19 protein-coding genes are annotated in these 12,167 nt (G+C 65.9%); 6 read left to right on the top strand and 13 right to left on the bottom strand.

From position 1 onward, the window contains the following. Position 1 precedes the first annotated feature (1 nt). Positions 2-379 carry a GNAT family N-acetyltransferase gene (locus ERC79_RS06740; RefSeq protein WP_207390435.1) on the bottom strand — a complete coding sequence of 126 codons (378 nt, stop codon included), beginning with the start codon at positions 377-379 and terminating at the stop codon, positions 2-4. 47 nt (positions 380-426) lie between these two features. On the opposite strand from ERC79_RS06740, the gene ERC79_RS06735 reads away from it, so the two are divergent. Together ERC79_RS06735 and ERC79_RS06730 are read left to right on the top strand one after the other, a co-directional pair. Further along, positions 427-1,104, top strand: a complete 678-nt coding sequence (locus tag ERC79_RS06735) for a TetR family transcriptional regulator (protein WP_131576816.1) — start codon at positions 427-429, stop codon at positions 1,102-1,104. After that, the gene (locus ERC79_RS06730; protein WP_242676759.1) at positions 1,101-2,030 is read left to right on the top strand and encodes a TIGR01777 family oxidoreductase; all 930 of its coding nucleotides are present in this window, start codon (positions 1,101-1,103) and stop codon (positions 2,028-2,030) included. Before ERC79_RS06735 ends, ERC79_RS06730 begins: the two co-directional genes overlap by 4 nt. Positions 2,031-2,079: 49 nt before the next feature. On the opposite strand, the gene ERC79_RS06725 is transcribed toward ERC79_RS06730, so the two are convergent. Beyond that, on the bottom strand, positions 2,080-2,391 hold the full coding sequence (locus ERC79_RS06725; RefSeq protein ID WP_131576814.1) for a hypothetical protein: 312 nt from the start codon (positions 2,389-2,391) through the stop codon (positions 2,080-2,082). A gap of 269 nt (positions 2,392-2,660) precedes the next feature. On the opposite strand from ERC79_RS06725, the gene ERC79_RS06720 reads away from it, so the two are divergent. Next, positions 2,661-3,431, top strand: a complete 771-nt coding sequence (locus tag ERC79_RS06720; protein ID WP_131576812.1) for a lysophospholipid acyltransferase family protein — start codon at positions 2,661-2,663, stop codon at positions 3,429-3,431. Positions 3,432-3,446: 15 nt separating this feature from the next. On the opposite strand, the gene ERC79_RS06715 is transcribed toward ERC79_RS06720, so the two are convergent. Continuing rightward, on the bottom strand, positions 3,447-3,776 hold the full coding sequence (locus tag ERC79_RS06715; RefSeq protein ID WP_131576810.1) for a succinate dehydrogenase: 330 nt from the start codon (positions 3,774-3,776) through the stop codon (positions 3,447-3,449). A gap of 116 nt (positions 3,777-3,892) precedes the next feature. Here ERC79_RS06715 and ERC79_RS06710 point away from each other — a divergent pair, with 116 nt between their 5' ends. Genes ERC79_RS06710 through ERC79_RS06700 form a run of 3 tightly spaced genes read left to right on the top strand, consistent with a single transcriptional unit; the run spans position 3,893 to position 5,014 of the window. Further along, complete coding sequence (locus tag ERC79_RS06710) at positions 3,893-4,234, top strand: inorganic pyrophosphatase (RefSeq protein WP_131576808.1); 342 nt, start codon at positions 3,893-3,895, stop codon at positions 4,232-4,234. 38 nt (positions 4,235-4,272) lie between these two features. After that, on the top strand, positions 4,273-4,653 hold the full coding sequence (locus ERC79_RS06705; protein ID WP_131576806.1) for a phage holin family protein: 381 nt from the start codon (positions 4,273-4,275) through the stop codon (positions 4,651-4,653). A gap of 1 nt (position 4,654) precedes the next feature. Continuing rightward, a complete protein-coding gene (locus ERC79_RS06700; RefSeq protein WP_131576804.1) occupies positions 4,655-5,014 on the top strand; it encodes a VOC family protein in 360 nt (119 codons plus the stop codon). Positions 5,015-5,025: 11 nt separating this feature from the next. On the opposite strand, the gene ERC79_RS06695 is transcribed toward ERC79_RS06700, so the two are convergent. The 10 genes from ERC79_RS06695 to ERC79_RS06650 all read right to left on the bottom strand — a co-directional run bounded on the left by ERC79_RS06695 (position 5,026) and on the right by ERC79_RS06650 (position 12,120). After that, positions 5,026-5,895: a 1,4-dihydroxy-2-naphthoate polyprenyltransferase gene (locus ERC79_RS06695; RefSeq protein WP_131576802.1), complete on the bottom strand. Its 870-nt coding sequence runs from the start codon at positions 5,893-5,895 to the stop codon at positions 5,026-5,028. 226 nt (positions 5,896-6,121) lie between these two features. Beyond that, positions 6,122-6,637, bottom strand: a complete 516-nt coding sequence (locus tag ERC79_RS06690; RefSeq protein ID WP_131576800.1) for a hypothetical protein — start codon at positions 6,635-6,637, stop codon at positions 6,122-6,124. Between the two features lie 224 nt (positions 6,638-6,861). Further along, entirely contained in the window at positions 6,862-7,419 is a 558-nt protein-coding gene (locus ERC79_RS06685; RefSeq protein WP_131576798.1) for a hypothetical protein, read from the bottom strand. Positions 7,420-7,730: 311 nt separating this feature from the next. After that, complete coding sequence (menE, locus tag ERC79_RS06680) at positions 7,731-8,894, bottom strand: o-succinylbenzoate--CoA ligase (protein ID WP_131576796.1); 1,164 nt, start codon at positions 8,892-8,894, stop codon at positions 7,731-7,733. Positions 8,895-8,920: 26 nt separating this feature from the next. After that, complete coding sequence (locus ERC79_RS06675) at positions 8,921-9,223, bottom strand: DUF3349 domain-containing protein (RefSeq protein WP_131576794.1); 303 nt, start codon at positions 9,221-9,223, stop codon at positions 8,921-8,923. 22 nt (positions 9,224-9,245) lie between these two features. Further along, positions 9,246-9,596 carry a DUF3349 domain-containing protein gene (locus ERC79_RS06670; protein WP_131576792.1) on the bottom strand — a complete coding sequence of 117 codons (351 nt, stop codon included), beginning with the start codon at positions 9,594-9,596 and terminating at the stop codon, positions 9,246-9,248. A 59-nt stretch (positions 9,597-9,655) separates the two neighbouring features. Beyond that, complete coding sequence (locus ERC79_RS06665; protein WP_131576790.1) at positions 9,656-9,928, bottom strand: hypothetical protein; 273 nt, start codon at positions 9,926-9,928, stop codon at positions 9,656-9,658. Between the two features lie 13 nt (positions 9,929-9,941). Next, complete coding sequence (locus ERC79_RS06660; protein WP_131576788.1) at positions 9,942-11,138, bottom strand: inorganic phosphate transporter; 1,197 nt, start codon at positions 11,136-11,138, stop codon at positions 9,942-9,944. 149 nt (positions 11,139-11,287) lie between these two features. Continuing rightward, positions 11,288-11,668: a VOC family protein gene (locus ERC79_RS06655; RefSeq protein WP_131576786.1), complete on the bottom strand. Its 381-nt coding sequence runs from the start codon at positions 11,666-11,668 to the stop codon at positions 11,288-11,290. A gap of 2 nt (positions 11,669-11,670) precedes the next feature. After that, a complete protein-coding gene (locus tag ERC79_RS06650) occupies positions 11,671-12,120 on the bottom strand; it encodes a hypothetical protein (RefSeq protein ID WP_131576784.1) in 450 nt (149 codons plus the stop codon). Positions 12,121-12,167 lie beyond the last annotated feature (47 nt).

The following is a 12,167-nucleotide window of genomic DNA, read 5'->3' as shown; positions in this document are numbered from 1 at the left end:
CCTACGGCCTGATCGGGACGTGCCGGGTCATGGCGACGCGCGGCCACCGATCGAGCCCGCGCGTCGCCTCGTGATCGCGGACGGCCCGCAGCCCGGGGCCGAGATCTTCGGTGGCCAGAATCTCGAACCCGATCCGTGTGTAGTACGGCCCGTTCCACGGAACGTCGACGAATGTCGTGAGCGTCAGCTCGGGCAGTCCGCGGTCGCGCGCCCATTCGGCGACGTGGTGCTCGACGTGCGCACCACCGTCGACGATGTCGACCAGGCAGTACGCGACCGGCGGCGCTGAACCCGTCGCCCACACCCAGGCGCGCCCTTCGGTCCGGTAACTCTCGAACAGCGTGAAAGTGCATCGGTTCGTGCACTTGAACGTGTTCAACTCTGAGGCTACCCTCAAGTTGAACACGTTCAAGTGAGGGGGATGTCGTGGGCGATCGTGGGAACGAGACCCGAGAGAAGCTGGTGGAGACCGCTTTGCGGCTCTTTCGTGACGAGGGTTTCCAGTCGACGACCATGCGCCGGATCGCTGGGGAGGCAGGCGTTTCGCTCGGTAACGCCTACTACTACTTCGCGAGCAAGGACGAGCTCGTTCATGAGCTGTATCTGGTGATTCAGCGCGATCACCGCGACCGGGTGCTTCCGCTTCTGCGTGAGGGCGGCTCACTCGAGGAGAACCTGAGAACGGTTCTGCACGCCGGACTCGATGTCATGGCTCCCTATCACGGCTTCGGCGGCACATTCCTGCAGAGTGCGCTACCGACCACATCGCGATCCAGCCCGTTCTCGGTCGAGTCGACCGACGCGCGAGCGATGGCAATCGATCTGATGCGCGATGTTCTGATTGCCTCTCGGCAGAAGACGCCGCTGTCATTGGAGAAACAGTTTCCCACGCTTCTGTGGCTCACCTATCTCGGTGTGACGTTGCACTGGGTCACCGATTCGTCTCCAGGGCAGGTACGCACCCGTGCGCTGGTCGACGGACTTTCCCCTGTGGTTGCCAAGGCAGTCAAGCTCGCCCGATTGCCAGTTGCCCGGAGCATCGTCAGCGATCTCGCCAGATTGATGACCAATGTCAGTACGCGAGAAGGGGTCACCACGCGATGAGCACCATGAAGAGCGTCGTCATTTGCGGAGCGTCAGGCTACATCGGGCAGTACCTCCGCCGCTCGCTCGAAGCGGACCAGGTCGCCGTGCGGACGATCGGCCGACGCGACTCGAGTGATGCGACCTGGTCCGATGAACAAGGCGTCGTCGATGTTCTCAGCGGTGCGGATCTGGTCGTCAACCTCGCCGGCCGCTCGGTGAGCTGCCGTTACAACAAACGCAACGCCGATGAGATCTTCGCATCGCGGGTGGAAACCACCGCCCTACTCGGGCGCGCGCTGGCTCGCACGCCGCAGCCGCCGTCGCTGTGGGCGAATGCCAGCACCGGCACGATCTACCGCGACGCGCGTGATCGACCGATGGACGAGACGACCGGCGAACTCGGCCAAGGATTCTCCGTGGCTGTCGCACGAGCCTGGGAGCAGGAGCTACGCGATGCACCGACACCCATCCGGAAGGTCGCGCTCCGGATGTCGATCGTGCTCGGAGCCGGCGGCGGGGCGATCAACCCCGTCATCAATCTGGCCCGCCTTGGCTTAGGCGGCAAAATGGGCGACGGTCGGCAGATGTTCAGTTGGGTGCACATTGCTGATGTCGTTCGTGCGATCGCCCATGTCTTCGAACGCCAGGACATCTCCGGCCCCGTCAACATCGCTGCGCCGTTCCCTGTCACAAATGACGAGATGATGCGTGAGATGCGCGCGGTGCTGGGTCGGCGGCGAGGGTTGCCGACACCCGGCTGGATGCTGGAACTCGGTGCACGGGTGATCCGCACCGAGGCTGAACTGGTACTCAAGAGCCGTTGGGTCGACCCGGCTGTGCTCGCAGAGACCGGCTTCGAGTTCCAGTATCCAACTCTGGGGTCGGCGTTGCACCAGATCGCCCGGGAGACTCCACGCGGCCTACTTCCCGTGGCGCTCGGCTGAACGACAAGACTCCGGATAGTGCGTGTTGGCCCGCAACGCGGGCCGTAGCTCAGCTCTCGAGCGAGGGCTTGGCGACGATCTGCGAGGCGATCGCGGTGCCGGCGGCGACGGCGGCGACGGACGGCCACGCGCCGATCTTCTTCGCTAGCGGGTGCGAGCCGCCGAACGCCCCCACATAGGTGCCGAGGAGTGCCGCGGCGCGGCCCGGGCCGGAACTCTTGGCCCAGCTGTAGGTGCACACGCCGCCGACTGCCGCGAGCACCACGCCGCCCAGCTGGCGGTTGCCGGTCTGACGTGCGACGGCATATCCGCCTACGAGTCCGGCTGCGGCGAGAGCGGAGGTGGCGGTCTTGTTCAGCATCGAGGTGATCTCCCGTTCAGAGTGCGTGTCAGGGTTGTGAGAAGTGTGACAGTCGATTTCGAGGCTACGACAGGTCGGTGCCCGTGCCGACATGAGAACCCTCACGCGCGCCGATTCTCGCTATCCGGGTAGACGTCTGCACCCGCGGCGCTGGTCGCCGCGTTCCACGAACGTCCGGGCGGAGCTCCGCTCGGATGCCACACAACCTACGTAACCGTAAGTTGTGTACCGTCGAACCCGGATGAGGCGATCGGGAACGGAGGCTCGGCATGGGCGGGCTCGATTTGAACAGGCTGGTGCAAGGGCGTGCGACGCGGCCCGAGGTGGCCCTCGGCAACTTCGAGGCGGTCTACGACTACTACGTCGATCACCAGCAGAACCGGCTTGTCGCGCGCGCAGCCTATGCCGCGCTCAGTGCGCGATACCGTCCGCGGATTCGATACGCCGCAGGCGCTCGGGAACAGCTGCGCGATCTGCTCGCGTCGGGGACGCGGCTGATCGTCTCGGCGAACCACCTGTCGGACAGTGACCAGTACACGCTCGCCGCGACCGCGTGGCAGACTCCGCTGCGCCGTGCGATCGGCCGCACTCGGGTGCTTGCCAAGGATGAGCTGTTCGCCGAGCCTGGACTCCGCCGCAAGGTCGACATGATGGGTTCGATCCCGGTGTTCCGCAGCAAGAATCACGGACTTCGCGCGGTAGCAGAGGCGGGACGACGGATGATGGACATCTCCGCCGAGCGACTGCGCCGAGGGGACGTACTGGCGATCTTCCCGGAGGGGACCTGCAATGACGGCGACCCGACGCGCGTGCAGCTGATCAACAGCGGTATCGGCCATATCGCCGTGAAGGCTCGCAAGCTCGGCGCCCCTCCTGCGCTGCTGAGCATCGGGATCAGTTATCGCCCGGACGGCGTCCGGTCGGCGAGCGTGTTCGTCGGGGCGCCGATCGTCGAACTGCCGTCGACACCGATGGATATCGCGCGCACCGTCGCGGATGATCTGCAGCTTGTCGTCGACGGTGCTGTCGCGCGGCGCTGACGGCCCGGGGCGCAGTCAGCGGGTGGCCGCGCCGTAGGCCTCGATGCAGCCCTCCGTGAAACTCGGAGTGTCGAGTTCTCCGACCTGGATGACGCCACCCCGATACCAGACCTGGATGTTGGCGGAAAGGGCTGCGCCCTCGTGACACCACTGCTCGAGTTGTTCGTCGGTCGGGTATCCCGCATTGATCTGGTTGTACATCAGCGCCTGGCTCTCGCCGTATTCGCGTCCGGCGGCGAGCGACGGGTCGTCGCCCAGTGCGAAGTGGCCGGCGACAAGGGTGACCGCGACGAGCAGTGTGGCGGCAGCGAAGGCAGTCAGCCAGTTGTCGCGCAACGCGATCATGAGCAGATGGTAACCATACCGAACGGTACATTGTCTGGGTTTTCGGTTCAAGCGGCCGGATCGGGCACCGTGCCGAGTTCGATCCGCACGTGCGGTCGGCGTGGCAGTCTGAGGTCATGGACTCGTTCTTCGCGGCACTCGATCAGCTGGTCCGTCGCGTCCCGTTGCGGATCGATCGACCCCGGGGCGCAGCGCACCAGCGCTTCCCCGAGGTGATCTATCCCGTCGACTACGGGCATCTCGAGGACATCGGGGCCAGCGACGGCGAGGGCGTCGACGTGTTCCGGGGGTCGGCGGCCGGTGCCGGCATCGTCGGGATTGCGCTCACCGCGGATCTGACCAAGCGGGATGTCGAGGTCAAGGTCCTGCTCGACTGTTCGGAAGATGAGATATCGCTGATCGAGCACCTGCTGCACGAGCGTCTGCGTTTGAACGCGAGCATCATCCGGCGCCCGTGAGATGTCCGCATCGCGGGGGTTCGTGCCAGCATGTGCGTATGACATTTCTGATACGCCTGGTGATCAATGCGGTCGCCATCTGGCTTGCGTCGCAGTGGGTGAACGGCCTGGTGATTGCGGACTCCGGCGAGGGAGCAGGCACGGACGTCCTGATCATTCTCGGTATCGCGCTGGTTTTCACGGTGGTGAATGCGTTTGTGAAGCCGATTGTGCAGTTGCTCTCACTTCCGCTGCTCATACTTACGCTCGGCCTGTTCACTCTGGTGATCAACGCGTTGATGCTCATGCTCACGTCGTGGATCAGCTCGCAGACCGACTGGGGCTTGAGCGTCGACGGCTTCTGGACCGCGGTGTGGGGTGCCCTGATCATCTCGGTCGTGAACTTCGTGCTCAGCGCGCTGGTTCCGGACGACAAGTGACATGAGCGTTCGTCGGGTCGTTCCGGACATCCGATCGAGGTCGTTCGACGAGAGCCGAAACTTCTACGGCGCACTCGGATTCGTCGAGGTGATGAACCAAGGGTGGGTGATGACGATGGGGTCGCCGTCCAACCCCACTGCGCAGGTCACGTTCATGGGTGCCGATGCGACCGCGCCGGTGCACCCCGACATGAGCGTCGAGGTGGACGACGTGGATGCGATCCACGAGGCGATGGTCGCGCGTGGCGCGACCATCGTCCATCCGTTGCAGGACGAGGAGTGGGGCGTGCGGAGGTTCTTCGTGCTCGACCCCGACGGCCGCGTCGTCAACGTGCTCGGGCATCGCACCGAGCAGGGATAGCTGAGAACGGGTCAGCCGAGCCCGAGTGCCAGTCCGGTGGCCGTGGCCCACACCAGCATCGACATGCCGGTGACCGCGAGAGCAGGGATCAGCGCGGGGCCCCGGCCACCGCTGCGTACGGGTGCGTTGGCCTTGATCGCGAGCGGGAGTGCGATCAGACCCACCAGCGCCCACGGCGTGCGGGCCAGAAGCGCGAGCGTCACCACGAACGGCACCACCAGCAGCGCCAGGTGCAGCATGCGGGTCCGGGTGTCGCCCAGTTTCACTGCGAGGGTGATCTTCCCGGACTCGGTGTCGGTGGGGATGTCGCGCAGATTGTTGGCGACCAGGACGGCGCTCGAGAACGAGCCGACCGCAATCGCGGCGAGCAGGCCCGCCCAATCGACCCGGCCGGCTTGCACGAACTCGGTGCCCAGCACCGCGACCAGACCGAAGAACACGAACACCGCGATCTCGCCGAAACCGCTGTAGCCGTAGGGGTTCCTGCCGCCCGTGTAGTACCACGCACCGAGGATGCACACCGCGCCCACCAGGATCAGCCACCACGCCGAGACCAGCGCGAGGGTGATGCCCGCGACCGCGGCCACGGCGAAGCAGCAGATCGCAGCGGCCTTGACCGCACCCGGCGAGGCCAGCTTCGAGCCGACGAGGCGCAGCGGGCCGACGCGTTCGTCGTCGGTGCCGCGGATGCCGTCCGAGTAGTCGTTCGCGAAGTTGACGCCCACGATCAACGCGACCGACACCACCAGCGCGAGCAGTGCTTTCCACCACACGGCGGCGCCGAGGGACGCCGCCGCGCCGGTACCCGCGAACACCGGTGCGATCGCATTGGGAAGGGTGCGCGGGCGTGCGCCCTCGATCCACTGGGAGACAGATGCCATGCGCCGATCCTTTCACCTCGGCCGGATCGGGTGGCCGCACGGTCCGGCCGCACTCGTCGAGGATGGGTGGGGGGACACCCCGCCGACGCGTACTGGCCGGTGACGCCCATGAGGGAGCGCACCGCGAGGGGTTCCCAGACGATGTCGCGGTCGAAGATCAGGGATGCGACCGTGATACGGAGCGGGGCCGCAGCGCCATGCTGCGGCCCCGCTGGAGAACCTGCAGTTACGCGACGATGGCGCCGAGCAGACCGCCGAGGTCTATGTCGCCCAGGCTGCCCGTCAGCATGCCGACGCTGCCGTACGTCTCACCGATGCCGATGAGTTGTGGCTCGCCCAGCACGGGATCCGGAGAGAGGATGGAAACACACCCGCCGATGAAGGCGTATGCGCCATCGGCAAGCGGTGGGGTGGTGTAAGTCTTGGTGGTTCCCGCCGTTGCACCGTCGTGGACACTGTTCCACGCCACGAAGCCCGGCTCCAGGAGCTTGGTGGGATCTTCCGTCAACGCAGGTACCTTCGCGGAGTCGATGGCTGCCGCGACACAGGTACTCGTCTCGTCCTGGTTGGGGTTGGTGATCGTCACATTGACGACGTTGCCCGCGACTTCGGTGACCAAAACTGGTGGCTCGAGTCCGGCCGGAGCGGCGGAGGCCAACGCGGGAGCGGCTAGGACGGCGGCAGCGGCAACGGCGCTGCCGACGGCTGCGCGCGAGAGAAGGGTCGTGGTACGGATGCGCATAGTCGGACCTTTCGGGGCATGGGGGAGTGATGATCTCGGCGCGGGCCTACCAAACTAACTCGTGACCAAGATCACTTGCGGACAGCATTGACGGTGAATGCGGTTATGGCAAGTGGAAGTTGAAAAAGTGGACGTTTGTACTAGAAAAGCGCGGTGGTGCAGGCATCCCCGACTGGTGCCCGCACCACCGCGCCCGATTCGGTGTGGTGTCGAGAAGTCTGTGGCTACTCGGCCGGCTGTGCCGAGCCGGTGGTGAGGGCCGAGATCAGCGCGTCGACCTTTCCTGTGGTGACGAACTCGATGATGTTCTCGAGGCCGCCGTTCTTCAGGCTGCCGAGCATCGCGTCCTCGGGCAGGCTCACGCCCTTCGGCTGGCTCAGCACCGGGGTCGGGGAGGAGGCCGAGGTGCACTCGCCGAAAACGGCGTACAGCCCACCGTCGAGGTTCGGCGTTGTGTACGACTTGGTGCTGGAGGCGGCCACGCGGTCTGCCTTTGCGGTCTTCCAGATCGCGAAGCCGGGTTCGAGGATCTTCGACGGGTCGGCCTGTAGCTCCGACGTCCGCGACTCGGGAATTGCGAAGGCGCCGCAGCTCATCGATCGATCGGTATTGGTGTTCTTGACGGTGACCGCGATCGTGTTTGCCACGGAGTTGGCGGTGATCGTGGGTGCCTTGACTGCCGGTGCGGCCGTCGCCAGCGCAGGAACCGCGAGTGTCGACGCCGTGATCAGCGCGACGCCACCGAGGGTGCGGGCGAGGATGTTTCGAGTACGCAAATGCATGTACAACCCCTTGTCGATTCAAGTCTGCGGACAAGTGATCGCGGCCCTCGGTCCCCCGAAACCAAGATCACTTTCGACAGCATCAGCGCTCAATGGACTTCTCGCAACAGGAAGCCCGCGGAATCCCAAAACGAGGTGGCATTGCGGGAGATGAATCCTCGGGGCGGCAGGTGAGAAATGTCTCTGATCAGCGAGAATTGCAGTGGCGTAAGTAAATTCGCGAATCTATAACGATATTGTTTCGGTGAACAAACTGGTTGGGCGTTCAATTGTTTGTTCAACTATCTGGGTATATTTCGGGCTCGCTGACCTCAACTCCAGGATTCGCGTAGCGCCTGTCGATCGATCTTTCCGGGCCCGCGGAGCGGCAGCGCATCGACCAGGCGTAGCTCCCTCGGTGCCGCCGTCACATCGAGCGCGGCGCTTACGTGTTCACGTAACTCCACGAGGGTCGGGCGCGCTCCGGGTGTCGCGACGACCGCCGCTACCACGCGCTGGCCGAGGCGCTCGTCGGGAACGCCCACCACGGCGCACTCACGCACGGCCGGATGCTCTGCGAGAACCGCCTCGACCACCTGCGGCACCACAGTGAGCCCACCGGTGGAGATGGCCTCGTCCAGGCGTCCCCGGATCGTCAGGATTCCGGCGTCGAGGGTGCCGGCGTCGTCGGTGCAGAACCAGCCCGGCTCGGCAAACGCGGGGTGGTCGGGCCGCCCGCGGTACCCGGCGGCAAGCATCTCGCCGCCGAGCAGCACCCGCGAGTCCGCCGCGATTCGCACTCGTGCACCATCGATTGGGACGCCGTCGTACACGCAACCACCGCACGTCTCGCTCATGCCGTAGGTCCGCACAATCGTCAGCCCCGAATCCACGGCACGCCGCAGCAGGGGTGCCGGTGTTGCGGCACCACCGAGAAGCACCGCGTCGAGCGACGCGAGCGCCTCCATCGCGGCAGGATGGTCGAGGGCCTTGACCAACTGCGTCGGCACCAGCGATGTGTAGCGCCGCGGACCGTCCATCGCGTCGACTGCGGGCGGCAGGGCGGACGGATCGAACCCACCGGCGACATCCATGACGACCGGCGCCGTTCCGGCGAGGATGCTGCGCATCAACACCTGTAAGCCCGCGATGTGGTGGGCCGGCAGGGCGAGCAGCCACGAGCCCGGTCCGCCGAGGCGGCGGTGGGTGGATTCGCCGCTCGCCCGCAACGCCCTGGCGGTGAGCATCGCGCCCTTCGGTATGCCCGTCGTCCCCGACGTCGCCACGACGAGTGCGACGTCGCCGGCCTCGGGGATGTCGTCGATGGGCTCGCCGGGGCGTAACGCCTCACACAGCCGCGCGGTCTCGCGGTCGTCGCGCTCCGGTACCGGCAACAACGGCGGGCCGGCACCGTCGAGTGCGGCCTCGAGCAGGGGGAGGATCGACGCGACGGCAACGCCGGTGGGAACCGGCAGGGTCTTCAGGAGCGCGCTCACACCCCGATGCTTTCACGCGGGCGAGGTCACGTCCGGGGCGGTCCGGCCAGTGGCCACCCACCTGCGGACAGGTGGGAGCGCACTCGATCCACATCGGTTTCGAGTGGCATCTCGTTGGTGATCTTCGTGATCAGCACCTGGATGTCGGTCTTCGAGATCGGTAGATCGCCGTGCTCGATCAGAGCCGCGGCAACGATGTCGACCTCGTCCTCGGACAGGCGGCGGGTGAGCAGGGCGAGCAGGGGGACGTAGTCCTGTTCTGGGACGCCGTTGGGGTACCCGGCGCGCAGCCAGTCGATGATCGTCGAGAGAAACGGAGGCAGGCTCAATGGTGCTCCTGAACTCGGTCCGTCAGCTCTGGCTGCCGGGCACTTCCTGATCGTCGGCGATAACGGGCCAACCACCCGCCACGAGGCGTTCCGTGACCCGTTCGAGGTCCTCTGCGGTCGGCTCCTCGTGGATGACGCCCGCGATGATGCTCTTGAGGGCGTCGTAGTCGACGTGACGGTCCGGGTGTTCGTGCGCCGTCTCGATGGACAGCTCGACCACCTGGCTGATCTCCTCGTCGGTGAGCCGGCGCCCGAGAACGGCGAGCAGCGCGAAGTGATCCTTGGCGGGAACGCCCTCCGGATATCCGGCGCGGAGCCAGTCGAGTACCGAGCGCAGCGTGCTCTTGTGCGCCGAGCGGTGCGTGTCATTCATCACGGATACGGTCACTTTCACGAGGGGAGCGGGGGAGCTGGTTCTGTGCGCTGCCCCACTCAGAAGACGTGGATGCCGAAGCTGCTTTCGAGGAAGCCCTGCATCAACATCAGTATCCCAGCGATGATCGCAATCAGCACGACGGCGAAGCACACTGCCGCGCCGAGCTTCCCGGCAGCCGATGGCAGGGGTGCCCCTTCGGCGTCCGGGTGAGTGCCTGCGGACAGTGACTTGAGCCCGAGTGCGAAGATCGCCGGAAGCCCTGCGCCGAACAGAAGTCCCACGAGGACGACCTGCCATAGCGAATTGGCGGTTTGGGTCAGAAGATTCATCGGTCGCCTCCCCTCAGTGGTTCGCGCTGGTGTGGTCGGCGTCGGCGTCGGCGTCGGCGTCGGTGGCGGCGGGCGTTGCCCGCCCACCCTCCCACTCGGCGTTGACGTTGGTCGGATCGATCGGCGCACGGCGCGAGCGCATGTACATATAGCCGGACAGGGCAATCAGCAGCGCGAACACCACCAGAACTCCGGGCAGGCCGCCGATCACGTGCGCCAGTGCCCAGCAGATCGCACCGGCAATGCCTGCGGACGGCAGCGTTATCAGCCAGGCGACAGCCATCCGGCCGGCGACACCCCAGCGCACCTCGGCACCCTTGCGGCCCAGGCCGGTGCCCAGGATCGAGCCGGTCGCGACATGCGTTGTCGACAGGGGCAGACCCAGGTGGCTGGACGTGAGGATGATCGCGGCGGACGCCGATTCGGCGGCCATGCCCTGAGGCGCCGCGATCTCGACCAGGCCTTTGCCGAGCGTGCGGATGATCCGCCAGCCGCCGAGGTAGGTGCCGAATGCAATCGCGATTGCGCAGCTGAGCTTGACCCAGAACGGCATTTCCGCATCCGCGGAGATCGAACCGTGTGCGACGAGTGCCAGGAAGATCACGCCCATCGTCTTCTGGGCGTCGTTGGTGCCGTGTGCGAGGGAGACGAGGGACGCCGAGCCGACCTGGCCGATGCGGAACCCGCGGCCGCGGGTTTCTTCGGGGACTGCCCGAGTGATCCGGTAGATCAGCCACGTGCCGACGGCCGCCACCAGTGCGGCGACGACGGGTGCCAGCAGCGCGGGCACGATCACCTTGCTCAGGACTCCGCCCCACTCGACACCGCTCATGCCGATCGAGGCGATGGCGGCACCGATCAGGCCGCCGAAGAGTGCATGGGACGAACTCGACGGCATCCCGAACAGCCACGTGGTGAGGTTCCAGAGGATGCCGCCGACGAGACCCGCGAACACTATGAGCAGGAGGTCCTCGCCGCCGACCGTACCGAGGTTGACCACGCCTTTGGCGACGGTCGCGGCGACTTCGACAGACAGGAAAGCGCCGACCAGATTGAGGGCCGCCGACAGTGCCACTGCGACCTTCGGTCGAAGCGCGCCGGTGGCGATGGATGTGGCCATCGCGTTTCCGGTGTCGTGGAAGCCGTTCGTGAAATCGAAAGCGAGGGCAGTGACGACCACTACCAAGAGGACGACGAGCTCTGCGGTCACATGCGAATTGTGCGTATCGAACGCGTAAAAGTACAGCGAGCATCTCGTGAACGCGTGATGAACCGGTCCTCGTTCCCCGATCACCTCGCGCGACGGTCACATGGGTGTGTGAACAGTCACTTTTTCGGGAGCGACCGGCCTCGTGTGGATCAGCGCAGATCCCGTCGGATCGGATGGTTCTCCGGGATCTGGACCAGCACGATCGGGACGTCGTCCGGGTCGGCTATCCACATCTCCTGCAGGCCCCACGGCTCCTCGCGGGCCTCACGCACGATCGGCACACCCGCGAGAACCAGCTCGTCCCGTGCGTCAGGTAGGTTGCGCACCTGCATCCACAGCGCGCCCGCGAAGCGGACGTCGAGTTCGCTGGCGCCGTGCGAGGTCACTTCGATCAGTCCCTGACCGGCGAAGAACACTGTGCCGCCGGGGTATTCGCGGGCGATCGCCAGCCCGAGGAGATCGCGGTAGAACGCCAGAGTCACCTCGTAATCCCGCGGCCGCAGGATCGTTCGGCTACTGAGAATCTCCACGCTCATCCCTCCTGCGCGGGCCTGGCCTCGTGTCCGGGCCGGTCCCGGGTACGCCGTTCTTCCTTCATCTGCGCCTCGAACAGGTGCCGTCGCCCGCCGAGCAGGATGTCGCGCACCGCCTTCTCATGTTCGCGGAACTCCGACCAGTAGCCGTCGTCGAACTCCTCCACTACTTGGAACGACCACCGTCCCTCGAGTACGTTGCGCCCGACCATCGCGGTCTGCAACCGCTCCGCGCACGCGGCGTGCCCCGCATCGATCAACTGATCCACCGACTCGCCGAGTTGGAGGTCGGCCCGGCCCATCAGTTGGTGGAACGCGTACAGATGTCCCCGTGCCTGCTCCACGGTCTCGAGCGCTTCCGACAGCTTGCCGACCGCGGCGATGGTCTCGTCGGTGACACCATCCGGCCGGCGGTGTTCGGGCGCAGGTTTCTGACGGTCGACGGTCATGGGTCCAGTCTGCCTGGCGTGGCGTGGCGATCGCGTCGGTATACCCC

Origin of the sequence: Rhodococcus sp. ABRD24 (assembly GCF_004328705.1) — a bacterium.
GTDB lineage: Bacteria > Actinomycetota > Actinomycetes > Mycobacteriales > Mycobacteriaceae > Prescottella.
Note: the sequence above shows the minus strand (reverse complement) of the source record. Positions and strands in the feature narration are given on the sequence as shown.